The sequence below is a fragment of the Kaistia adipata DSM 17808 genome (genome assembly GCF_000423225.1).
Classification (GTDB): Bacteria; Pseudomonadota; Alphaproteobacteria; order Rhizobiales; family Kaistiaceae; genus Kaistia; species Kaistia adipata.
The window spans coordinates 407073-427103 of sequence record NZ_AUHO01000006.1 but is presented as its reverse complement, the minus strand read 5'-3'; the positions used below and the strand labels follow the sequence as shown (position 1 = coordinate 427103).

The window sequence follows — 20031 nt, the reverse complement described above, 5'->3', positions numbered from 1 at the left end:
GGAACAGCGCATCATGCCGCAGATCGGCTGCCAGACCTACACCTGGGAAATGCTCGGCGATGACTGGTTCGGCACTCCCGACGATCTGGTCGCGGCAATCGCGGCGGCCGGCTATGCCGGTATCGAGATCACCGATCACATGATCGGCGGCTATGCGGGACGGCCTGCGGAATTCGGGACGCTCCTCGCATCGCATGGCCTGGAGCTGGTGGCGTTCGCCTGCGCCAGCGACAGCGGCTACACCGAGCCCGGCCGCAGGGCGTCCGATCTCGCCATGATCGACCGCACGCTTGATTTCGTCGCGGCCTTTCCCGGCGCCACGCTGTCGCTCGGCAGCGCGACTGTCATGTCGCCCGGACCGCGTGAAGTGAAATTCGACGCGGCCGCGGATCTCTACAACGCCGCCGGCGAGCTCGGCCGCAGGGCCGGTGTTCCTGTCGCCGTGCATCCGAGCTCGCATCACGGCACGCTGCTCTTCGATCGCGCCGACTATGACGCGCTGTTTTCCCGGCTCGATCCCGACCTCGTCCGTTGGGTGCCCGATACGGGGCACATCCTGCGCGGCGGCATGGACATCCTCGATACGATCCGGACCTATCGCGACCGCATCCGCTACCTGCATCTGAAGGATGTCGACGCGAATGGCCGCTGGCGCATGCTGGACGAGGGCGTGTGTGACGTCCGCGCCGTGGTGGACGTCGTCGCGGCGAGCCCGAATTTCAACGGCTGGCTGGTGCTCGAGGAGGAGTCCGAGGAGGCCGCCGCCGACCCGGCCGCCGCCGTCCGGGCCAACCGGGAAACGCTCCGGGCGCTCGTCGCCTGAAACCACAAGAGGACATCCGATGATCAAGAAGGACGCACGCAGGCTGCGGGTCGGGGTTCTGGGCGCCGGCCCGATTGCCCAGTTTGCGCATCTCGAATCCTGCGTGAAGGCGCGCAACGCCGATCTCTATGCGATCTGCGACGCCGCGCCGGACCTGCTCGCCCGCATGGCGGCGACTTACGAGCCGAGCAAGGCCTACAGCGATTACCAGGCGATGCTGGACGACCCCGAGGTCGAGGCGGTGATCGTCGCGATCTCCGACAGCTTCCATGTCTCGATGGCGATCCGCGCGCTGGAGGCGGGCAAGCACGTGCTCTGCGAGAAGCCGCTCGGCACCTCGGTCGAGGAGGTCGAGGCGCTGAAGCAGGTGGTCGAACTGACCGGGCTGACGCTTCAGGTCGGCCACATGAAGCGCTTCGATCCCGGCATCGAGGCGGCGCGCGACTTCGTCCGCGACGAGATCGGCGAGTTGCTGGCGCTCAAGGCCTGGTATTGCGACAGCACCCACCGCTACACCATGACCGACGCCGTGCAGCCGCTGCCGATCACGAGCAAGCTGGCCATGAAGCCGAGCGGCGATCCGAAGGCGGATCTCCGGCGCTATTTCATGCTCGCCCACGGCAGCCATCTCGTCGATACCGCGCGCTTCCTCTGCGGCGAGATCACCGCGGTGCGGGCGCGCCTTTCCGAGCGCTTCGGCGCCTATAGCTGGTTCGTCGAGACGAGCTTCGCCAACGGCACGCTCGGCCATCTGGACCTCACCGTCGCGGTGCGCATGGACTGGTTCGAGGGATTCCAGCTCTATGGCGAGAACGGCAGCGTGATCGCGAAAACCTATAACCCCTGGTACTTCAAATCGAGCGACGTCGAGATCTTCTCCGAGAAGGATGCGAGCTATCGTCGGCCGCTCGGTGCCGACGGTCACTTCTTCCGTCGTCAGTTGGAAGGCTTCGCCGACACGATCCTCACCGGCGCGCCGCAGCGGGGCGCCGACATTCATGACGGCCTCGCCTCGGTGCGAGCCATGGCGGCGATCGCCGAGTCGGCGCGGACCGGCGAGACGATCAGCGTGCCCGACATGACGGGAGCGGTCTGATGCAGCTCGGCATCTTCGCCAAGACGTTTCCTGGTAGCGTTCCGTTAACCGTTTTGAGCGCGGTGAAGGCCGCCGGCTATGGCGTGGCGCAGTTCAACATGGCCTGCGCCGGATTGCCGGCCATGCCGGATGAAATCCCGGCCGACACCCTCGCGGCGATCCGCGCGGCGGTCGCCGAAACCGACGTCGCGATCACGGCGCTGTCGGGCACCTACAACATGATCCATCCCGACAAGGCCGTCCGGGAGACGGGCCTCAGGCGGCTCGGCGTCATGCTTGAGGCGGCGCGGGCGCTCGACGTGCCGCTGGTCACGCTCTGCACGGGTACGCGCGATCCCGTCGACCAGTGGGCGCACCATCCCGACAATGCGACGCCGGAGGCCTGGGCGGACCTCCTCACCGAGATGGAGAAGGCCGTCGCGCTGGCGGATAAGGCCGGCGTCGATCTCGGCATCGAGCCCGAGCAGGCGAATGTCGTCACCTCGGCCGAGGATGGCAGGCGGCTGGTGGCGGCGATCGGCTCGGAGCGGATCCGCTTCGTGCTCGATCCCGCCAACCTGTTCGAGATCACCGACCGCGACACGGCGCGCAGGGTCGTCGCCGATGCGGTCGAACGGCTCGCTGGCCGCATCGCCATGGCGCATGCCAAGGACCGCAAGGCCGATGGCAGCTTCGCCACCGCCGGCACCGGCGTCGTCGATTTCCCGGATTTCTTCGAGCGCCTGCGCCAGGCGGGCTTCGACGGCCCGGTGGTGACGCACGGCCTCTCCGCCGAGGAGGCGCCCGGCGTCGCCCGCTATCTCGCCGGATTGCTCGCGCCATGACGGAGTTGACCCTCCGCCGGGATGATGCCGAACTCCATGTTTTCGATAGTGGCACCGGTTTTCCGGTCGTGTTCCAGCACGGCCTCGGCGGCGATGGCGGGCAGGTCGCGGAGAACTTTCCGGATGATCCGGCGTTTCGCCGCCTCACCGTCGAGTGCCGCGCCCAGGGACGTTCGACGCCGGGCAGCATCCGACCGTTCTCGATCGCGATGTTCGCCGACGACGTCCTCGCCGCCTGCGACGCGCGCGGCATCGACCGCTTTATCGTCGGCGGCATCTCGATGGGCGCGGCGATCGCGCTGCGCATCGCCGCGCGCCATCCCGAACGGGTCGCCGGGCTGGTGCTGGCGCGGCCAGCCTGGCTGTTCGACGCGGGCCCGGGCAACATGCGGCCCTATGGCGAAGTAGCCACCCTGATGCGCGAGCTGCCGCGCGAAGAGGCCCGCGAAGCCTTTTCCCAATCCCCGACGGCTGAAACGCTCCGTCGCGACGCGCCCGACAATCTCGCCTCGCTGCTGAAATTCTTCGACCGGCCGGATCTTGCCGTCACCGCCGACCTGCTCGGCGCCATCGCCGCAGACGGGCCGGGCGTCACCGAGGCGGAGGCGGCGGCGCTGTCTGTGCCGACCCTCGTCATCGGCCACGGCGTCGACCACGCCCATCCGCTTGGCTTTGCACAGCGCCTCGCCGCGACCCTTCCGGGCGCGCGCCTCGTCGAGATCGCGCCGAAGGCGACCGACAAGCCGCGCCACATCACCGAATTCCGCTCCGCGCTGGAGAGCTTCCTGCGCGCTATCCTTCCGACCCGGGAGACCAACCCATGACTACCCCGAACCGGCCCGCCCGCGATTGGCTCGCAGCCTTGCCCCGCGATCGCATGCTCGGCGAATTCTCGCTCTGGTCCGCCGATCTCTGCAACATGGAGCGCGACATCGCGCGCACGGCGCCGCATGTCGATCTCTACCATATCGACGTCGCCGACGGCCGCTTCGCGCCGAGCTTCCTGTTCTTCCCGGATCAGGTCGCCCGCATCCGCGCCATCACCGATCGTCCGCTGCATGTGCACCTGATGGTCGAGGGTGACATCGTGCTGTCGCAGATCCGCCAGTTCGCGGAAGCCGGCGCCGACCTGATCTCGATCCATCCGGAGAACGGTCCGGTCGTCAAGGAGGCGCTGGCTCTGATTCGTGGGCTCGGCGTCGCCGCCGGCCTCGTGCTGCGGCTCGAGACGCCAGTCGAGATCCTGCGCCCGTGGCTCGGCCAGGTCGATTTCGTCACCCTGCTCGGCACGGCGATCGGCGTGAAGGGGCAGGGCCTCTCCGACGACGCCTGCCCGCGCCTGCTGGCCGTCCGCGCCCTGCTGCGCGAGGCCGGCCGCGAGGACGCCGTGCGGCTCGCCGCCGATGGCGGCATCCGCGACAACACGGTGCCGCGCCTTCGCGCCGCCGGCGCCGAGACGGTCGTGCTCGGCTCGCTCGCTTTCGGCGATCCCGACCTCGCCGCCCGCATGGAATGGCTGCACAACCTCCCGGCGCCGGACCTCGCGGCATGACGAAGACCGCGCTCGCGATCGACCTCGGCGGCACCGAGCTGCGCGCGGCGCTCGTGACCGAAAGGGGCGAGGTCGCCGGCTTCGCCGCCACCCCGACCGATGCGCGTGGCGGCCCGGAGGCGGTCATCGCGCAGATGATCGGGCTGGTGGAAAAGGTACGCAGCGCCGTGCCCGAGGCGCGGCCGCGCGGCCTCGGCGTCGGTGCGCCGGGCCCGCTCGATCCGGAAGCGGGCATCGTCGTCGATGCGCCGACGCTATCCGGCTGGCGGAACGTGCCGCTGGTCGCGCTCCTCCAGCAACGCCTGGGCCTCACGGTGAAGCTGGAGAACGACGCCAACGCGGCGGCGCTCGGCGAATGGCGGTTTGGAGCGGGGAGGGGCACCGCGTCGATGGTGTTCGTCACCGTCTCCACCGGCATTGGCGGCGGCGTCATCGTCGACGGCCGTCTGCTGCATGGCCGGCGCGGCCTCGCCGGCGAGATCGGCCACATGGCGATTTCGGATCGCCCCGTGCGCTGCGCCTGCGGCAGCACGGGCTGCTTCGAGGCGCTCGCCTCCGGCACGGCGCTGGCGCGCGAGGCGGCGGAGCGGGTGCGGTCGGGGACGGCTCCAGCCCTCGCGGCGCTCGCCGGCGATGCCCCGGTGACGGCGCGCCATGTCGGCGAGGCGGCGCGCGCCGGCGACGCCGATGCGCTCGCCCTGCTCGATGACGAGGCGCGTTGGCTCGGGGTCGGGCTCACCAATCTGCTTCATGTCTATTCGCCGGAGCGGCTGATCCTCGGCGGCGGCGTCGGCAGCCTGCTGCCGCTGATGCAGGGCACGATCGCCCAGACGATCCGCGAGCGCGCCATGCCGCCATTCCGCGACGTGCCCGTCGTCGCCGCCACCCTCGGCAGCCATGCCGGGCTCGTCGGCGCGGCGAGCCTCGTGCTCTAGGACCCGCCATGAGCATCGACGACTTTCCCCCTGAAGCCGACGCCGCCAGCGCCCTGCCGGCGCTCCGGCACAATCGCCTGCTGCAGTTCCTGCAGGAGCGCGGCCAGGCGACGGTTGCCGAGCTGGTGACACTGCTCGAGGTGTCTCGCGACACCATCCGGCGCGATCTCGTGCTGCTGGAGGCGCGCGGATTGCTGGTCCGCACCCATGGCGGAGCGGTGACGAAGGATCGGTTGGTACGCGTCGACACCACCATGGGTCTGCGCATGGACGAGCACGTCGATGCCAAGCGCCGGATCGGGCAGGCGGCGGCGGAGCTGATCCGTGACGACGAAACGCTGATCCTGAACGGTGGCTCGACCATAGCCTTCTTCGCGGCGGCCCTCGGGGCCCGTCGCAGCCTGACCATCGTCACCAACAACCTGCGTGTCCCGGCCGTACTCCCCGAGACGAGCGTGCAGTCGATCCACATCCTCGGCGGCGCCTACTGGCCGAACTTCCAGGTGACGATTGGCCCGGTCGGCTTCGCGGCGGTGGCCGGCATCCATGCCGACACGGCCGTGATCGGCTGCACCGGCGTCTCGGCCTCCGGCATCTCGATGACCAAGATGGACGAGGCGGCGCACACCGCCGGCATGATCGAGGTCGCAGCGCGAACGATCGTCGTCGCCGACCGGTCCAAGTTCGGCGTCACCGCCTTCGCCGGCGTCGCGCGTCTCGACGCCATCCAGTGCCTCGTCACCGACGCCCCGCCGCCGCCCGATCTCGCCGAGGCGCTGGAGAACGCCGGCGTGCAGGTGGTCGTCTGCGGGTGAGGGGAGCGTTCGTCGAGGCGTGGCAATTGGTGTTTGCCGCTCGACAATGGTTTTCCGCCCGCTGTCCCACACTCGCCGTCGTGTCACCCTCGCCGTCATCCCGGACGCAGCGAAGCGGAGATCCGGGATCCATCTATCCGTGCGCTCAGGCATGAGCGGTTCGCACCTGAAGTCGAGGGACCGCCGATTGCCGGGCCTCCCGACAACCTGCGGAAACGGATCCCGGCTCGGAGGCCGGGATGACGGCGAGGGTGGGAAGAGGCGGTGCGGAACGCGGCGCGGTGCCTCGACGGGGCGGTATCCGCCGTACCTGCGTCGACCTGGATTCCTGCTTTCGCAGGAATGACGGCGGAGGGCGTGAAAAGGGCATCCGCCTGCCCGTCATCAGGGCCTCACCCTCGCCGTCATTCCGGACGCAGCGAAGCGGAGATCCGGGATCCATCCAGCCACCGGTGCGCGCGTGGACGGTCGGGTATTGATATCCGACAGAATTTCCCGCCCGCTGCCAAGCACGCAGCACGATGCGGGGAGCGATCCCATCCATCGGTTGATTGCGCGTCGGATAAGCGGCACCTTGCGACGATTCTAATTTTTGAGTGATCGCAGCAGTGACGTCCTATGAGCCATGGAGCGCGACGCGCGCTTCCGAGATCATCGCCGCCCATGCCGGCCGCGAAGGCCCTACCTTGCCGATCCTGCATGCGATCCAGGAGGCGTTCGGCTTCGTGCCGGAGGCTGCCGTGCCCATGATCGCCGACGCGCTGAACCTTTCGCGCGCCGAGGTCCACGGTGTCGTGACCTTCTACCATGATTTCCGCCGCAAGCCGGGCGGCTGCCATGTGCTGAAGCTCTGCCGGGCCGAGGCCTGCCAGTCGATGGGCGGCGACGCGCTCGCGGCCCGCGCCGAGGCGGCGCTCGGCATCGCGATGGGCGAGACCACGGCCGATGGGCGCGTGACGCTGGAGCCGACCTATTGCCTCGGCCTCTGCGCCACGGCGCCGTCGGCGATGCTCGACGGCAAGCTGGCCGGACGCCTGAACGCGGCCCGCCTCGACCAGCTGCTGGCGGAGACGCAGCGATGAGCACGCGCCTCTACATTCCCGGCGACGCCGCGGCCATCGCGGTTGGCGCGGACGACGTCGCAGCCGACTTCGAGAAGGTGGCGCGGTCGAAGGGCCTGAAGTTCGACATCGTGCGCAACGGTTCGCGCGGCCTGTTCTGGCTGGAACCAATGGTGGAGGTCGAAACGGCTGAGGGGCGCGTGGCCTATGGCCCCGTCGCGGAAGGCGACGTGCCGGCTCTGCTCGACGCGATGCTCGCGGGCGATGCGCACGCCCTGTCGCTCGGTCCAACGGAAGAGATCCCGTGGCTGAAGCGGCAGACGCGGCTGACCTTCGCGCGCTGCGGCATCGTCGATCCACGTTCGCTCGACGACTATCGCGCCCACGGCGGCTTCAAGGGGCTGGAACGGGCGCTGGCGATCGGGCCGGAGGCTGTGATCGAGGAAGTGGTGCAGTCGGGCCTGCGCGGGCGCGGCGGCGCCGGCTTCCCGACCGGCATCAAGTGGCGCACCGTCGCCGCGACGGGGGCGGAGCAGAAATACATCGTCTGCAACGCCGACGAGGGTGACAGCGGAACCTTCGCGGATCGGATGATCCTGGAGGGCGACCCCTTCGCCATGATCGAGGGCATGGCGATCGCAGGCATCGCCGTCGGCGCGACGCGCGGCTATCTCTATATCCGCTCCGAATATCCGCATGCCGTCGCCATGATGGAAGAGGCGATCCGGACCGCCCGCCTGCGCGGCTATCTCGGCGAGGCCATCGCTGGGTCCGGCTACGGCTTCGACCTCGAGGTCCGGGTCGGCGCCGGCGCCTATGTCTGCGGCGAGGAAACGGCGCTGCTCGAAAGCCTGGAAGGCCGTCGCGGCATCGTGCGCGCGAAACCGCCGTTGCCGGCGCACAAGGGCCTGTTCGGCAAGCCGACCGTCGTCAACAACGCGATCTCGCTCGCCACCGTGCCATGGATCCTGGCCGAGGGCGCGGCGGCCTATCGCGATTTCGGCATGGGCCGGTCGCGCGGCACGATGCCGATCCAGATCGCCGGCAATGTGAAGCATGGCGGCCTCTACGAGACGGCGTTCGGCATCACGCTCGGCGAACTGGTGGATGACATCGGCGGCGGCACGGCGAGCGGCCGGCCGGTGCGCGCGGTGCAGGTCGGCGGACCGCTCGGGGCCTATTTCCCGCGCGCGCTGTTCGATACGCCGTTCGACTACGAGGCCTTCGCCGCGAAGGATGGCCTGATCGGCCATGGCGGCCTCGTCGTCTTCGACGACACGGTCGACATGGCGAAGCAGGCGCGTTTCGCCATGGAGTTCTGCGCGCTCGAATCCTGCGGCAAGTGCACGCCCTGCCGCATCGGGTCCACGCGAGGCGTCGAGACGGTCGACAAGATCATCCAGAACGAGGACCGCGCGAAGAACCTCGTCGTGCTGGAAGACCTCTGCCACACGATGAAATTCGGATCGCTCTGTGCACTCGGTGGCTTTACGCCCTATCCTGTCTTGAGTGCGCTCAACCATTTCCCCGAGGACTTTGGCGCTGCCGCGCCGGTCCGCGAAGACGCACGCTAGGAGACGGCCATGTCGCTCATCCACGAGATCGACTACGGCACGCCGCGCTCGACATCGGAAACGATGGTGACCCTCACCATCGACGGCGAGACGCTGACCGTGCCCGAGGGCACCTCGGTCATGCGCGCCGCGATGGAGATGGGGACCGAGATCCCGAAGCTCTGCGCCACCGACATGGTCGACGCCTATGGCTCGTGCCGGCTCTGCCTGGTCGAGATCGAGGGCAGGGCGGGAACGCCCGCCTCCTGCACGACGCCGGTGATGCCGGGCATGGTGGTGAAGACGCAGACCGAGCGGCTGAAGCGCCTGCGCAAGGGCGTGATGGAGCTTTATATCTCCGACCATCCGCTCGACTGCCTGACCTGCGCGGCGAATGGCGATTGCGAGCTGCAGGACATGGCCGGCGCGGTCGGCCTGCGCGACGTTCGCTACGGCCATGAGGGGCAGAACCACCCGAACCCCGGCCTCGACGAGTCGAACCCCTATTTCACCTACGACCCGTCGAAATGCATCGTCTGCTCGCGCTGCGTGCGCGCCTGCGAGGAAGTGCAGGGCACGTTCGCGCTGACGATCGCCGGCCGCGGCTTCGACAGTGTCGTCTCGCCCGGCATGGAAGAGAGCTTCCTCGGCTCCGAATGCGTCTCCTGCGGCGCCTGCGTACAGGCCTGCCCGACGGCGACGCTGACCGAGAAGTCCGTGATCTCTATCGGCCAGCCGGAGCATTCCGTCGTCACCACCTGCGCCTATTGCGGCGTCGGCTGCACGTTCAAGGCCGAGATGCGCGGCAACGAGCTGGTGCGCATGGTGCCGTGGAAGGATGGCAAGGCGAACCGCGGCCATTCCTGCGTCAAGGGCCGCTTCGCCTGGGGCTATGCCAGCCACAAGGAGCGCATCCTCAACCCGATGATCCGCGCCAGCATTTCCGAGCCGTGGCGCGAGGTGACGTGGGAAGAGGCGATCGCCCACACGGCGTCCGAGTTCAAGCGGATCCAGGCGAAATACGGCCGCCTCGCGGTCGGCGGCATCACGTCGTCGCGCTGCACCAACGAGGAGACCTTCCTCGTCCAGAAGCTGATCCGCGGCGGCTTCGGCAACAACAATGTCGATACCTGCGCCCGCGTCTGCCATTCGCCGACCGGCTATGGCCTGAGCCAGACCTACGGCACCTCGGCCGGCACGCAGGATTTTGATTCCGTCGAGCATTCCGACGTAATCCTGCTGATCGGCGCCAACCCGACCGACGCGCATCCGGTCTTCGGCTCGCGCATGAAGAAGCGGCTGCGCGAGGGCGCGAAGCTGATCGTCGTCGACCCGCGCCGCATCGACCTCGTGCGCACCCCGCATGTCGAGGCGGCGCATCACCTGCCGCTTCGCCCCGGCACCAATGTCGCCGTGCTGACCGCGATGGCGCATGTCGTCGTCACCGAGGGGCTCGCCGACGAGGCCTTCGTGCGCGAGCGCTGCGACTGGGACGAGTTCCAGGACTGGGCGACGTTCGTCGCCGATCCGCGCCACAGCCCGGAGGCGATCGAGGCGGTCACCGGCGTGCCGGCGGCCGAGCTCCGCGCCGCCGCGCGCCTCTACGCCACGGGCGGCAACGGCGCGATCTATTACGGCCTCGGAGTCACCGAGCACAGCCAGGGCTCGACCACTGTGATGGCGATCGCCAACCTCGCCATGGCGACGGGCAATATCGGCCGCCCCGGCGTCGGCGTGAACCCGCTCCGCGGCCAGAACAACGTGCAGGGCTCCTGCGACATGGGCTCGTTCCCGCACGAGTTCTCGGGCTATCGCCACGTCTCGGGCGACGAGACGCGGGCGCTGTTCGAGGCGCTCTGGGGCGTGCCGCTGGACAGCGAGCCGGGCCTGCGCATCCCCAACATGCTCGACGCCGCCGTCGATGGCCAGTTCAAGGGCCTCTACGTGCAGGGCGAGGACATATTGCAGTCCGACCCCGACACCCGCCACGTCGCGGCCGGCCTTGCCGCGATGGAATGCGTCGTCGTGCAGGACCTGTTCCTGAACGAGACGGCGAACTACGCGCATGTCTTTCTGCCGGGCTCGACCTTCCTGGAGAAGGACGGCACCTTCACCAATGCCGAGCGCCGCATCCAGCGCGTGCGCAAGGTGATGCCGTCGCGCTCGGGCAAGGCGGACTGGGAGATCACCATCGACCTCGCCAACGCGCTCGGGTTTCCGATGAACTACGCGCACCCGTCCGAGATCATGGACGAGATCGCGCAACTGACGCCGACCTTCACCGGCGTCTCCTATGCCAAGCTCGAGGCCGAGGGCTCGGTGCAGTGGCCCTGCAACGAGAAGGCGCCGCATGGCACGCCCGTCATGCATGTCGACGGCTTCGTGCGCGGCAAGGGCCGCTTCATGGTGACGGAATATGTGGCGACCGACGAGCGCACCGGCCCGCGCTTCCCGCTCCTCCTCACCACCGGCCGCATCCTGTCGCAGTACAATGTCGGCGCGCAGACGCGGCGCACCGAGAACGTCGTCTGGCACGAGGAAGACCGGCTCGAGATGCATCCGCACGATGCCGAGCAGCGCGGCATCCATGACGGCCAGTGGGTGAAGCTCGCCAGCCGCTCCGGCGAAACGAGCCTGCGCGCGCTGATCACCGAGCGCCTCGCGCCCGGCGTTGTCTACACGACCTTCCACCATCCCGGCACCCAGGCCAACGTCGTCACGACGGACTATTCCGACTGGGCCACCAACTGCCCGGAATACAAGGTGACGGCCGTGCAGGTCTCGGCGTCGAACGGCCCAACGGCCTGGCAGAAGGACTATGACGAACAGGCGCGCCACAGCCGGCGGATCGCGCCACATGTCGAGGCGGCGGAGTAGGGCGATGCAACCGCCCTTCCTTCGCGTGCCGAGGACGCTCTGGCGCGCGGACGGCGTCTCCGGGGGCGAGCGCGCCATTCCCGAGGAGGTCGCGGTCGCGCTGACCTATGACGGCGGCACCCAGGCCGTGATGATGGCGACGCCGGCCGACCTCGAGGACTTTGCCATCGGCTTCAGCCTGTCGGAGGGCATCGTCGCGGATCCGTCCGAGATCGAGCGGCTGGAGATCGTCGAGGCCGAGATCGGCGTCGAGCTGCGCATGTGGCTGGCGACGTCGCGCGCCGACGCGCTGGCAAGCCGCCGCCGCCATCTCGCCGGCCCTACCGGCTGCGGCCTCTGCGGCATCGAGAGCCTGACGGAAGCCATGCGCGGTGTTCCGATGGTTGCCGGGGGTGTCACCTTCTCAGAGGCGGACATCCGTGCTGCGCTCGACGGCTTGCCGCCCCTGCAGACGATGAACCGCGAGACGCGGGCCATACACGCCGCCGCCTTCGCCGTGCCGGGCGCGGGCGTCGTCGCGCTGCGCGAGGATGTCGGTCGCCACAATGCGCTCGACAAGCTCCGCGGAGCGCTGGCGCGAGCCGGCGCCGAGGCTTCCACCGGCATGGTGCTTTTGACCAGCCGCGTCTCCGTCGAGATGGTGCAGAAGACGGCGCAGCTCGGCGCGCCGCTGATCGTCGCCGTCTCGGCGCCGACCGCGCTCGCCGTCCGCACCGCCGAGGCGGCCGGAATCACGCTCGTCGCGATTGCGCGCGGCGACAGCTTCGAGATCTTCACCCATCCCCATCGCGTCACGCAGGATACGGTCGCCCATGTCGTCTGAGGGATCCGCCACTTCCGAAAAGCTCGTCTACATGGCGAACCAGATCGGCAAGTTCTTCGCCAGCCAGGGCGCCGACCAGGCGCCGGCCGCGATCGCCGAGCACCTCCGCAAGTTCTGGGATCCGAGGATGCGCGCCGGCATCCTCGCCCATCTCGAATCCGGCGGCGCCGACCTCGACCCGCTCGTCCGCCAGGCCGTCGAAAGCCTTCGCGCGACGACGGCGGCGCGATAGGCCGACCGAGCCGTCCGCTGCGCTCGTGCCTGTGTCGACATGGACTCCTGCTTTCGCAGGAATGACGGCGGAGGGGCGCGGGCGCATGAGCCAGCTCGTCATCGAGGTCGCAGTCGCCATTCTCCGAGCCAGACTCGCCGTCCTCCCGGACGCAGCGGAGCGGAGATCCGGGATCCAGTTCCGCAGCGTCGGCAGTCGCCCTGTCTCGCCTTCCGCCTGCCCATGCTTGGCTGGCGTGGACACCCCGAGGAATCCGGCTGAATGGACCCCGGATCAAGCCCGGGACGACGGCGAGGATGAGATGGCGAACACCCGTGTTTCAGGAACATGAACGACTATCCGCCACCGCGTGGGCCGGTGCCCGAAGCCCGCATCCGCCGTTTTCCCGGCTGAGCATCCGGCGCGAGTTATCCCCACGCCAAACCGGCAGGAACGCTGCATTTTGGGGGCTGCGGGCGCATCGGGGCGGAAAACTCGCGTTTTAGGACTTTGCAAGCCGACACAGGCTTTGCTATAGCCTCGCTCACAGCAGCGGCGACGCTGTTCCGCGATAGCTCAGTTGGTAGAGCAGGTGACTGTTAATCACCGGGTCGTTGGTTCGAGTCCAACTCGCGGAGCCAAATTCGATCAAGGGGTTAGATGGATAGCCGTCTGGCCCCTTGATTGTTTCCGAGCCTCGAGGGTGGGGTGACGGAAGGAACCGCGCACGCTGTTCCGCGATAGCTCAGTTGGTAGAGCAGGTGACTGTTAATCACCGGGTCGTTGGTTCGAGTCCAACTCGCGGAGCCAGATTTTGATCAAGGGGTCGGATGTCGCATCCGGCCCCTTGATTGCTTTCAGGCCTCGAATCCCGGCGAAGCCGCCAAGACACCCCGCCTTCCATTTTCGCGTCCTGCGAGCGATCCGTCGCCAATGATCAGCCTGCCTTATCGGAGGTTCGGCCCGCACGACGCGAACATAATATGAATTACAGCAGTGCGATGTCCTCTCGCCAAGCATCAGGGGGAAATGCGGGAGCCTTACGCGTAGTCATATGATGTTTGCGTTGACATACATTCTAGTGGCCGAAATAGTTGAGGTAATCCCTCATCGGGATCGAATGAGCCGGCGGCTCGGACGGGGAGGTCCGGCCCGCTGGCGGGCACATCAGCTTTCTGGGAGGATCCATGCTGAGACGCACGCTTCTTTGTTCCGCACTGTCGCTGGCCGCCGTCGCGGTCGCCACGCCTGTCCTGGCGCAGTCGGACTATCCCAACCGCCCGATCCAGATGATCGTGCCGTGGGGCGCCGGCGGCGGCACGGATGCGGTCGCCCGCATCATCGGCACGCTGTTGCAGCAGGAACTCGGCGTTCCGGTGAACGTCGTCAACCGCACCGGTGGCTCCGGCGTCGTCGGCCACAGCGCGATCGCGACGGCCAAGCCGGACGGCTACACGATCGGCGTCGTGACGATCGAGATCGACATGATGCACTGGCAGGGCCTGACGGACCTGACCTACAAGGACTTCGACTTCCTCGCCATGGTCAACGCCGATCCGGGCGGCGTGATGGTTTCGGTGGATTCGCCGTTCAAGACGCTGCCCGAGCTGCTGACCGCCATCAAGGAGAAGCCCGCCGGCAGCCTCAAGGCGTCGGGCACCGGGCAGGGCGGCATCTGGCATCTCGGCCTCGCCGGATGGATGATGTCGCACGGCCTGAAGCCGGACCAGGTGACCTGGGTGCCGAGCCAGGGCGCGGCGCCCGGCATCACCGACATGGTCGCCGGCGGCGTCGACCTCGTGCCGACCTCGCTGGCCGAGGGCCGCTCGATGATCGACGCCAAGCGGGTCCTGCCGCTCGGCTCGATGTCGCCGGAGCGGCAGGAGCTGTTCCCGGACGTTCCGACGCTCAAGGAAGCCGTCGAATCGGACTGGACGCTGGCGGTCTGGCGCACGGTCGCGGCGCCGAAGGGCATTCCCGAGGACGTCGCCACCAAGCTCGGCGCGGCGCTCGAGAAGGCCTACAACAGCGAAGAGTACAAGAAGTTCATGAATGAGCGCGGCTACGGCATGCGCTGGGCGGACGCCGTGGAGACGACCCGGATCGTTTCCGAGGACGACGCCACGCTCGGCAAGATCATGAAGGAAGCCGGCCTCGCCAAGTAGGCGGTCGACCAGCCTCCGATCTCATGCTAGCGGCGCGGCCCTCGGGCTTGTCCCCAGGGCCGCGCCTCCCGGTCTTGCACGGAACGGCCATGATCAAGCTCAGTGAACTTCATCTCGGGGTCCTGACCGCCCTTGGCGGCATTGCCCTCCTTCTCGCCTCGGCGCATTTCGTGCCGATGCCCGGCCAGGCCTATGGGGCCGGCACCATGCCCCGGCTGATCGGCTGGAGCGCCATCCTCCTCGGCGCCTTCATGGTCGCGACCAGCCTCCGGCACCTGCCTGACATGCTGAAGCCGCATCTGTCCGACTGGGTCTACAAGCCGCGGCTGGCGCTGGCGGCGCTCGCCGTCATCGCGACGATCGTCTCCTACATCGTCTTCGCCGACTGGCTCGGCTTCATCCCGGTCAGCTTCGTCAGCCTGTTCGTTCTGATGCTCGTGCTGCGCACCCGGCCGCTGACCGCGCTGTTCGCCAGCGCCGTGAGCACGCTCGTCGTCTACTACGGCTTTTCCCGCCTGCTCATGGTGCCGCTGCCGCGCAGCGAGTTCCTCTCATTCCTGGGGTGACGCATGCTGATCCTTGAACAGGCTGCGGCCCTCGTCTTTCAACCCTATGTCCTCGGCGTCATCCTGGCGTCAGCCGCGTTCGGCATGCTGGTCGGCGCCATTCCCGGCCTGACCGCGACCATGGCGACGGCGCTGCTGGTGCCGATGACCTTCTTCATGGATCCGGTGCCGGCGATCGCCTCCATCGTCACGGCCACGGCCATGGCGATCTTCGCCGGCGACATTCCGGCCGCGCTGCTGCGCATGCCAGGAACGCCGGCCAACGCCGCCTATGTCGAGGACGCCTACCGGATGACGCAGTCCGGCCGCAGCGACGAGGCGCTGGGCGCGGCCCTCGTCTTCTCGGCGATCGGCGGCCTCTTCGGCTCCTTCGTCCTGATGACGCTGGCCCCGGCGCTCGCCGAGGTCGCGCTCAAGTTCAGCTCGGAGGAGTATTTCTGGCTGGTCGTGCTCGGGCTCTCCTGCGCCGTGTTCGTCACGCCGGGTTCGCCGACGCGCGGGCTCATCTCGCTCCTGATCGGCCTGTTCGTGGCGACCATCGGCATCGAGAACCCGGCCGGCGAGGCGCGCTTCTCCTTCGGCAATCTGGAGCTCTTGGCGGGCGTGCAGTTCATCCCGGCGATGATCGGCCTGTTCGCGGTCTCCGAGGTGCTGCGCACCGTCACGGCCACGATCCCGCGCCAGAAGATCCCGCGTTCCGACGGGCACGGCATCTTCAAGACGCAGTGGCAGAACCTGAAGAAATACCCCGTCCAGACCGCGCGAGGCAGCATCACCGGAACCGCACTCGGCATCCTGCCCGGCGCCGGCGCCGACATCGCGGCGTGGATCTCCTACGCCATCTCCAAGCGCTTCTCCAAGCAGAAGGACAAGTTCGGCAAGGGCCATGTCGAGGGACTGGTCGAGGCCGGCGCGTCGAACAATTCGGCCGTCAGCGGGGCCTGGATCCCGGCGCTCGTGTTCGGCATTCCCGGCGATTCGATCACCGCGATCGTCATCGGCGTGCTCTACATCAAGGGCATCAACCCCGGTCCGACGATCTTCATCAACGACCCGCAGTCGATCTACGCCATCTTCATGGTGTTCATCCTCGCCAACCTGATCATGCTGCCGCTTGGCTGGCTCGCTATCCGCGGCGCGCGGCCACTGCTGTCGATCCCGCCCTCGACGCTGATGCCGATGATCCTGATCTTCTGCATCGTCGGCGCCTTCGCCATCAACAACTCGATGGCCGGCATCGTCATGATGCTGATCTTCGGCATCATCGGCTTCTTCATGGAGGAGAACGACATCCCGATCGCGCCCGCCATTCTCGGCATGGTGCTGGGGCCGATGCTGGAGCAGAATTTCATCACCTCGATGATCAAGGGCGACGGCAACTTCCTCCACTTCTTCGAGCGGCCGATCGCAGGCGGGCTGGGTGCCCTGACCATCCTGATCTGGCTCCTGCCGGTACTGATGCTGGTGCTGCGCCGGGGCAGGAAGACCCAGGCCATCGCCTGAACGGCTCCGGCCCGACCAGATCCGATCCCCGGCGGTCCCTCCGCCGGGGATTTTTCTTTGTGGCCTGTCGCCCGGCTGCCAGCCCCGCCCGTGGTTGCAATCGCCGGCGATCCGTCCAAATAAGGGGGAGGGGCCACCGGCCCGGACCATGGGAGACGACTGAGCGCATGCCATCCATCCGCTTCGGCAAGAAATCGATCTCGCTGCCGCGGAACCGCGCCGCGCGGGTCGCCGTCGGCGGTGGATTCCTGCTCGGCGGCACGCTCGGCTTCCTGCCCGTGCTCGGTTTCTGGATGGTGCCGATCGGCCTGATCGTCCTTTCCCACGATTTCCCCCGCGTGCGGCGCCTGCGCCGGCAGTCGGAAGTGGCGGTTCTGCGCCGCTGGGCCCGGTTCCGCGGCAAGGCGGCCGCCCCGGCCGAGTGAGCCGTGCTTGCGCTTCCGACCCATTCACTCTAGCGTGTGCCCGCGTCGGTTCCCCCGCTTTGGGCCCAAGGTCCAGGGGGATGAAATGGGAATTCGGTACGGAATGACCCTTCACGGGATTCCAAGTCCGAAGCTGCCCCCGCAACTGTAAGCGGCGAGCGACCTCGCGAAGGCCACTGGGAAACCGGGAAGGCGACGAGGAAGCAGCGACCCGCGAGCCAGGAGACCAGCCAGCGCCTCATACCAGTCAGCCGTCGGTGGGACGGCCAAGGAGACGCTATGACTCGCTCTGCCACGACATCCATTTCAGCCGGCAACACCCAGGCCAGCGCCCAGGCGCGCCTCGTTCCGGCGCTGTTCGCCATCGGCTTCGGACTGTTCCTGTTCATCGGCACCGGCTTCGCCGCGCCGAGCCTGATCCACAACGCGACGCACGACACCCGGCATTCGCTCGGTCTGCCCTGTCACTGACGCCGTAGGATCCAACATGTTCAAGACCATCATCGTCAGCGCCTTCGGCGCGGGCCTGGTCGTGGCTGCGACGCTCTCCGTCGTGCAGTCCGTCACCACCGAGCCGCTGCTCTTCCACGCCGAGACCTTCGAGGGCGCAGAGGCCCCGGCCCCTGCCGCCGCGCCGCACGAGCACGCTAATGGCGAGGCGCATGCGCACGACGCCGCGCCGGCCGAGGCCGCCGCTGCACCCGCCCATGAGCACGATCCGGACGAGTGGAGCCCGGCCGACGGTTTCGAGCGCACGGCCTACACCTTCCTCGCCAATCTTCTGATGGGCGTCGCCGTCTCGGCGATCCTGCTCGGCATGATGACCCTGCGCGGTGGCGCCATCAACGGGCGCACCGGCGTGCTCTGGGGCGTCGCCGGCTTCTTCGCCGCGGCCCTGCTGCCCTCCCTCGGACTGACGCCGGAGCTTCCCGGCACGCCGGCGGCCGAACTGGAGGCGCGGCAGCTCTGGTGGCTCGCGACGGCGGCGGCTTCGGCCATCGGCATCGCGCTGATCGTCTTCAGCCAGTCCTGGCTGCTCAAGGTCGCCGGCCTCGTCATCGGCGTCCTGCCGCATCTAGTTGGCGCGCCGGTGCCGCCATCCCTGGAAGCGGCCTATCCGGCCGTGCTGGCGGCCGAGTTCGCCACCGCCTCGCTCGTCGTCAGCGCGCTGCTCTGGGCCGGATCGGGCGTCGCCGCCGGCTGGCTCTATCAGCGCCTGTCGCGGGCGGCCTGAGACCGTGACCGCGCCCGCGCCCCGCACGGCGCTGATCCTCGGCGGCGCCCGCTCGGGCAAGAGCCGCTTCGCCGAGGCCATCGTCGCCAGGACGGGACTGCCGGCGGTCTACATCGCCACGGCCGAGATCCGTGATGACGAGATGGCGGAGCGCATCGCCCGCCATCGCGATCGGCGTGGACCGGACTGGACGACGGTGGAGGAGCCGCTGGCACTGCCGGACCGGCTGCTGACGCTCGCCGAGCCCGGCCAGGTCGTCCTCGTCGACTGCCTGACGCTCTGGCTCTCCAACCTGATGGAGGCGGAGCGTGACGTCGGGCTGGAGGCGGCGCGCCTCGCCGCCGTCCTCGCCGAAGCGCGCGGGCCGGTCGTCCTGGTCTCCAACGAGGTCGGCTCCGGCATCGTGCCGATGAACGCGCTCGCCCGCCGTTTCGCCGACGAACAGGGCCGCCTCAACCAGACGATCGCCGCCGCGGTCGAAACCGTCTTTCTCGTCGCCGCCGGCCTGCCGCTGCGGCTGAAACCCAATCCCGACACGGAGTTCGCCCTGTGAGCGCTCGCATTCCCGCCACCATCGTCACCGGCTTCCTCGGCGCCGGCAAGACGACGCTGATCCGCAACCTGATCGCCGGCGCCGAAGGCCGCCGCATCGCGCTGATCGTCAACGAGTTCGGCGACATGGGCTTCGACGGCTCGCTGCTGTCCGATTGCGGCATCGACGACTGCCAGCCCGACAGCATCGTCGAGCTCACCAATGGCTGCATCTGCTGCACGGTCGCCGACGACTTCCTGCCGACCATCGAGGCGCTGCTGGCGCGCGACAACCCGCCGGACCACATCGTCATCGAGACCTCGGGCTTGGCACTGCCGCAGCCGCTGCTGCGCGCCTTCACCTGGCCCTCGGTCCGCCACCGCGTCACCATCGACGGCGTCGTCACCGTGGTCGACGCCGAGGCGGTCGCCGCCGGCCGTTTCGCGCATGACGAAGACGCCGTCGCCGCCCAGCGCGCCGCAGACGACTCGCTCGATCACGAAGACCCGATCGAGGAACTGTTCGAGGACCAGCTTTCCTGCGCCGATCTCATCGTCTTCTCCAAGACGGATCTCGTCGATGCCGCCCAGCTCGAGCAGGTAGCCGAGATCGTCGCCCGCGACGCCCGCAAGGAAGCCCGGATCGTCCATGCGACGGTCGCCGGCCTGCCGGCCGGCATCCTGCTCGGCGTCGGCGCTGCGGCCGAGGAAGATGCCTTCGAGCGCAAGAGCCATCACGACCTCGAGGGCGAGGAGCACGACCACGACGATTTCGACTCGTTCGTCGTCGAGGCGTCCGAGCAGGCGTCGATCGACGCGCTGGCGAAGCGCGTGCGCGCCGCGATGGCGGAAGCCGGCGTGCTGCGCATCAAGGGCAGGGCGGCGGTCGCCGGCAAGGCGGCCCCGGCCGTCGTGCAGGCTGTCGGCCCGCGCGTCGACACCTATTTCGCGCCCGGCGGCAGCGCCGGTCGTCTCGTCGTGATCGGCGAGCGCGGGCTCGACCGCGCCGCCATCGCCGCGCACTTCGCGGACTGACG

At 68.5% G+C, this 20031-nt stretch carries 20 protein-coding genes, 2 tRNA genes and 1 riboswitch; all 22 genes read left to right on the top strand.

The genetic code is table 11. The features are described from left to right. The first annotated feature begins 13 nt into the window (after window positions 1-13). The 22 genes from G539_RS0102295 to cobW all read left to right on the top strand — a co-directional run bounded on the left by G539_RS0102295 (window position 14) and on the right by cobW (window position 20029). On the top strand, window positions 14-823 hold the full coding sequence (locus tag G539_RS0102295; RefSeq protein WP_029073766.1) for a sugar phosphate isomerase/epimerase family protein: 810 nt from the start codon (window positions 14-16) through the stop codon (window positions 821-823). A 19-nt stretch (window positions 824-842) separates the two neighbouring features. Further along, window positions 843-1919, top strand: coding sequence for a Gfo/Idh/MocA family protein (locus G539_RS0102290; protein ID WP_029073765.1), 1077 nt, complete (start codon window positions 843-845; stop codon window positions 1917-1919). Beyond that, window positions 1919-2743 (top strand): sugar phosphate isomerase/epimerase family protein, encoded by an 825-nt coding sequence (locus G539_RS0102285; RefSeq protein WP_029073764.1) that lies wholly within the window; start codon window positions 1919-1921, stop codon window positions 2741-2743. Before G539_RS0102290 ends, G539_RS0102285 begins: the two co-directional genes overlap by 1 nt. Beyond that, window positions 2740-3567 (top strand): alpha/beta fold hydrolase, encoded by an 828-nt coding sequence (locus G539_RS0102280; RefSeq protein WP_029073763.1) that lies wholly within the window; start codon window positions 2740-2742, stop codon window positions 3565-3567. The genes G539_RS0102285 and G539_RS0102280 overlap by 4 nt, the downstream gene beginning before the upstream one ends. After that, window positions 3564-4295, top strand: a complete 732-nt coding sequence (locus tag G539_RS0102275) for a ribulose-phosphate 3-epimerase (protein ID WP_029073762.1) — start codon at window positions 3564-3566, stop codon at window positions 4293-4295. The genes G539_RS0102280 and G539_RS0102275 overlap by 4 nt, the downstream gene beginning before the upstream one ends. Next, entirely contained in the window at window positions 4292-5230 is a 939-nt protein-coding gene (locus tag G539_RS0102270) for an ROK family protein (RefSeq protein WP_029073761.1), read from the top strand. Before G539_RS0102275 ends, G539_RS0102270 begins: the two co-directional genes overlap by 4 nt. 8 nt (window positions 5231-5238) lie before the next feature. Continuing rightward, window positions 5239-6045: a DeoR/GlpR family DNA-binding transcription regulator gene (locus G539_RS0102265; RefSeq protein ID WP_051231023.1), complete on the top strand. Its 807-nt coding sequence runs from the start codon at window positions 5239-5241 to the stop codon at window positions 6043-6045. A 608-nt stretch (window positions 6046-6653) separates the two neighbouring features. Beyond that, window positions 6654-7127, top strand: a complete 474-nt coding sequence (locus tag G539_RS0102260) for a formate dehydrogenase subunit gamma (RefSeq protein ID WP_029073759.1) — start codon at window positions 6654-6656, stop codon at window positions 7125-7127. Then, entirely contained in the window at window positions 7124-8680 is a 1557-nt protein-coding gene (locus G539_RS0102255; RefSeq protein WP_029073758.1) for a formate dehydrogenase beta subunit, read from the top strand. Before G539_RS0102260 ends, G539_RS0102255 begins: the two co-directional genes overlap by 4 nt. A 9-nt stretch (window positions 8681-8689) precedes the next feature. Further along, window positions 8690-11536 (top strand): formate dehydrogenase subunit alpha, encoded by a 2847-nt coding sequence (gene fdhF / locus G539_RS0102250; protein ID WP_029073757.1) that lies wholly within the window; start codon window positions 8690-8692, stop codon window positions 11534-11536. A gap of 4 nt (window positions 11537-11540) precedes the next feature. Then, on the top strand, window positions 11541-12359 hold the full coding sequence (gene fdhD, locus G539_RS0102245; protein WP_029073756.1) for a formate dehydrogenase accessory sulfurtransferase FdhD: 819 nt from the start codon (window positions 11541-11543) through the stop codon (window positions 12357-12359). Continuing rightward, complete coding sequence (locus G539_RS0102240) at window positions 12349-12591, top strand: formate dehydrogenase subunit delta (protein WP_029073755.1); 243 nt, start codon at window positions 12349-12351, stop codon at window positions 12589-12591. Before fdhD ends, G539_RS0102240 begins: the two co-directional genes overlap by 11 nt. A gap of 544 nt (window positions 12592-13135) precedes the next feature. Continuing rightward, window positions 13136-13211 (top strand) — tRNA-Asn (locus G539_RS0102230). Between the two features lie 93 nt (window positions 13212-13304). Continuing rightward, a tRNA-Asn gene (locus G539_RS0102225) sits at window positions 13305-13380 on the top strand. A 377-nt stretch (window positions 13381-13757) separates the two neighbouring features. Then, the gene (locus G539_RS0102220) at window positions 13758-14735 is read left to right on the top strand and encodes a tripartite tricarboxylate transporter substrate binding protein (RefSeq protein WP_029073753.1); all 978 of its coding nucleotides are present in this window, start codon (window positions 13758-13760) and stop codon (window positions 14733-14735) included. Between the two features lie 89 nt (window positions 14736-14824). Then, window positions 14825-15301 (top strand): tripartite tricarboxylate transporter TctB family protein, encoded by a 477-nt coding sequence (locus G539_RS0102215; protein ID WP_051231022.1) that lies wholly within the window; start codon window positions 14825-14827, stop codon window positions 15299-15301. Window positions 15302-15304: 3 nt separating this feature from the next. Then, a complete protein-coding gene (locus tag G539_RS0102210) occupies window positions 15305-16804 on the top strand; it encodes a tripartite tricarboxylate transporter permease (RefSeq protein ID WP_029073751.1) in 1500 nt (499 codons plus the stop codon). A 167-nt stretch (window positions 16805-16971) separates the two neighbouring features. Next, window positions 16972-17229 (top strand): hypothetical protein, encoded by a 258-nt coding sequence (locus G539_RS0102205; protein WP_029073750.1) that lies wholly within the window; start codon window positions 16972-16974, stop codon window positions 17227-17229. Between the two features lie 29 nt (window positions 17230-17258). After that, a riboswitch (cobalamin riboswitch) is annotated at window positions 17259-17478 on the top strand. Between the two features lie 30 nt (window positions 17479-17508). Next, window positions 17509-17700, top strand: coding sequence for a CbtB domain-containing protein (locus G539_RS0102200; RefSeq protein ID WP_029073749.1), 192 nt, complete (start codon window positions 17509-17511; stop codon window positions 17698-17700). A 16-nt stretch (window positions 17701-17716) separates the two neighbouring features. Beyond that, window positions 17717-18463: a CbtA family protein gene (locus G539_RS0102195; RefSeq protein WP_029073748.1), complete on the top strand. Its 747-nt coding sequence runs from the start codon at window positions 17717-17719 to the stop codon at window positions 18461-18463. A gap of 4 nt (window positions 18464-18467) precedes the next feature. Then, window positions 18468-19016: a bifunctional adenosylcobinamide kinase/adenosylcobinamide-phosphate guanylyltransferase gene (gene cobU, locus G539_RS0102190; protein WP_029073747.1), complete on the top strand. Its 549-nt coding sequence runs from the start codon at window positions 18468-18470 to the stop codon at window positions 19014-19016. After that, window positions 19013-20029: a cobalamin biosynthesis protein CobW gene (cobW, locus tag G539_RS0102185; protein ID WP_029073746.1), complete on the top strand. Its 1017-nt coding sequence runs from the start codon at window positions 19013-19015 to the stop codon at window positions 20027-20029. The genes cobU and cobW overlap by 4 nt, the downstream gene beginning before the upstream one ends. The last annotated feature ends 2 nt before the right edge of the window (window positions 20030-20031 follow it).

What these genes read in the sequence shown, in the direction of transcription:
- G539_RS0102295 (WP_029073766.1), top strand. Translation starts at nt 14, where the DNA reads ATGCCGCAGATCGGCTGCCAGACCTACACCTGGGAAATGCTCGGCGAT.
- G539_RS0102290 (WP_029073765.1), top strand. Translation starts at nt 843, where the DNA reads ATGATCAAGAAGGACGCACGCAGGCTGCGGGTCGGGGTTCTGGGCGCC.
- G539_RS0102285 (WP_029073764.1), top strand. Translation starts at nt 1,919, where the DNA reads ATGCAGCTCGGCATCTTCGCCAAGACGTTTCCTGGTAGCGTTCCGTTA.
- G539_RS0102280 (WP_029073763.1), top strand. Translation starts at nt 2,740, where the DNA reads ATGACGGAGTTGACCCTCCGCCGGGATGATGCCGAACTCCATGTTTTC.
- G539_RS0102275 (WP_029073762.1), top strand. Translation starts at nt 3,564, where the DNA reads ATGACTACCCCGAACCGGCCCGCCCGCGATTGGCTCGCAGCCTTGCCC.
- G539_RS0102270 (WP_029073761.1), top strand. Translation starts at nt 4,292, where the DNA reads ATGACGAAGACCGCGCTCGCGATCGACCTCGGCGGCACCGAGCTGCGC.
- G539_RS0102265 (WP_051231023.1), top strand. Translation starts at nt 5,239, where the DNA reads ATGAGCATCGACGACTTTCCCCCTGAAGCCGACGCCGCCAGCGCCCTG.
- G539_RS0102255 (WP_029073758.1), top strand. Translation starts at nt 7,124, where the DNA reads ATGAGCACGCGCCTCTACATTCCCGGCGACGCCGCGGCCATCGCGGTT.
- fdhF (WP_029073757.1), top strand. Translation starts at nt 8,690, where the DNA reads ATGTCGCTCATCCACGAGATCGACTACGGCACGCCGCGCTCGACATCG.
- fdhD (WP_029073756.1), top strand. Translation starts at nt 11,541, where the DNA reads ATGCAACCGCCCTTCCTTCGCGTGCCGAGGACGCTCTGGCGCGCGGAC.
- G539_RS0102240 (WP_029073755.1), top strand. Translation starts at nt 12,349, where the DNA reads ATGTCGTCTGAGGGATCCGCCACTTCCGAAAAGCTCGTCTACATGGCG.
- G539_RS0102220 (WP_029073753.1), top strand. Translation starts at nt 13,758, where the DNA reads ATGCTGAGACGCACGCTTCTTTGTTCCGCACTGTCGCTGGCCGCCGTC.
- G539_RS0102215 (WP_051231022.1), top strand. Translation starts at nt 14,825, where the DNA reads ATGATCAAGCTCAGTGAACTTCATCTCGGGGTCCTGACCGCCCTTGGC.
- G539_RS0102210 (WP_029073751.1), top strand. Translation starts at nt 15,305, where the DNA reads ATGCTGATCCTTGAACAGGCTGCGGCCCTCGTCTTTCAACCCTATGTC.
- G539_RS0102205 (WP_029073750.1), top strand. Translation starts at nt 16,972, where the DNA reads ATGCCATCCATCCGCTTCGGCAAGAAATCGATCTCGCTGCCGCGGAAC.
- G539_RS0102200 (WP_029073749.1), top strand. Translation starts at nt 17,509, where the DNA reads ATGACTCGCTCTGCCACGACATCCATTTCAGCCGGCAACACCCAGGCC.
- G539_RS0102195 (WP_029073748.1), top strand. Translation starts at nt 17,717, where the DNA reads ATGTTCAAGACCATCATCGTCAGCGCCTTCGGCGCGGGCCTGGTCGTG.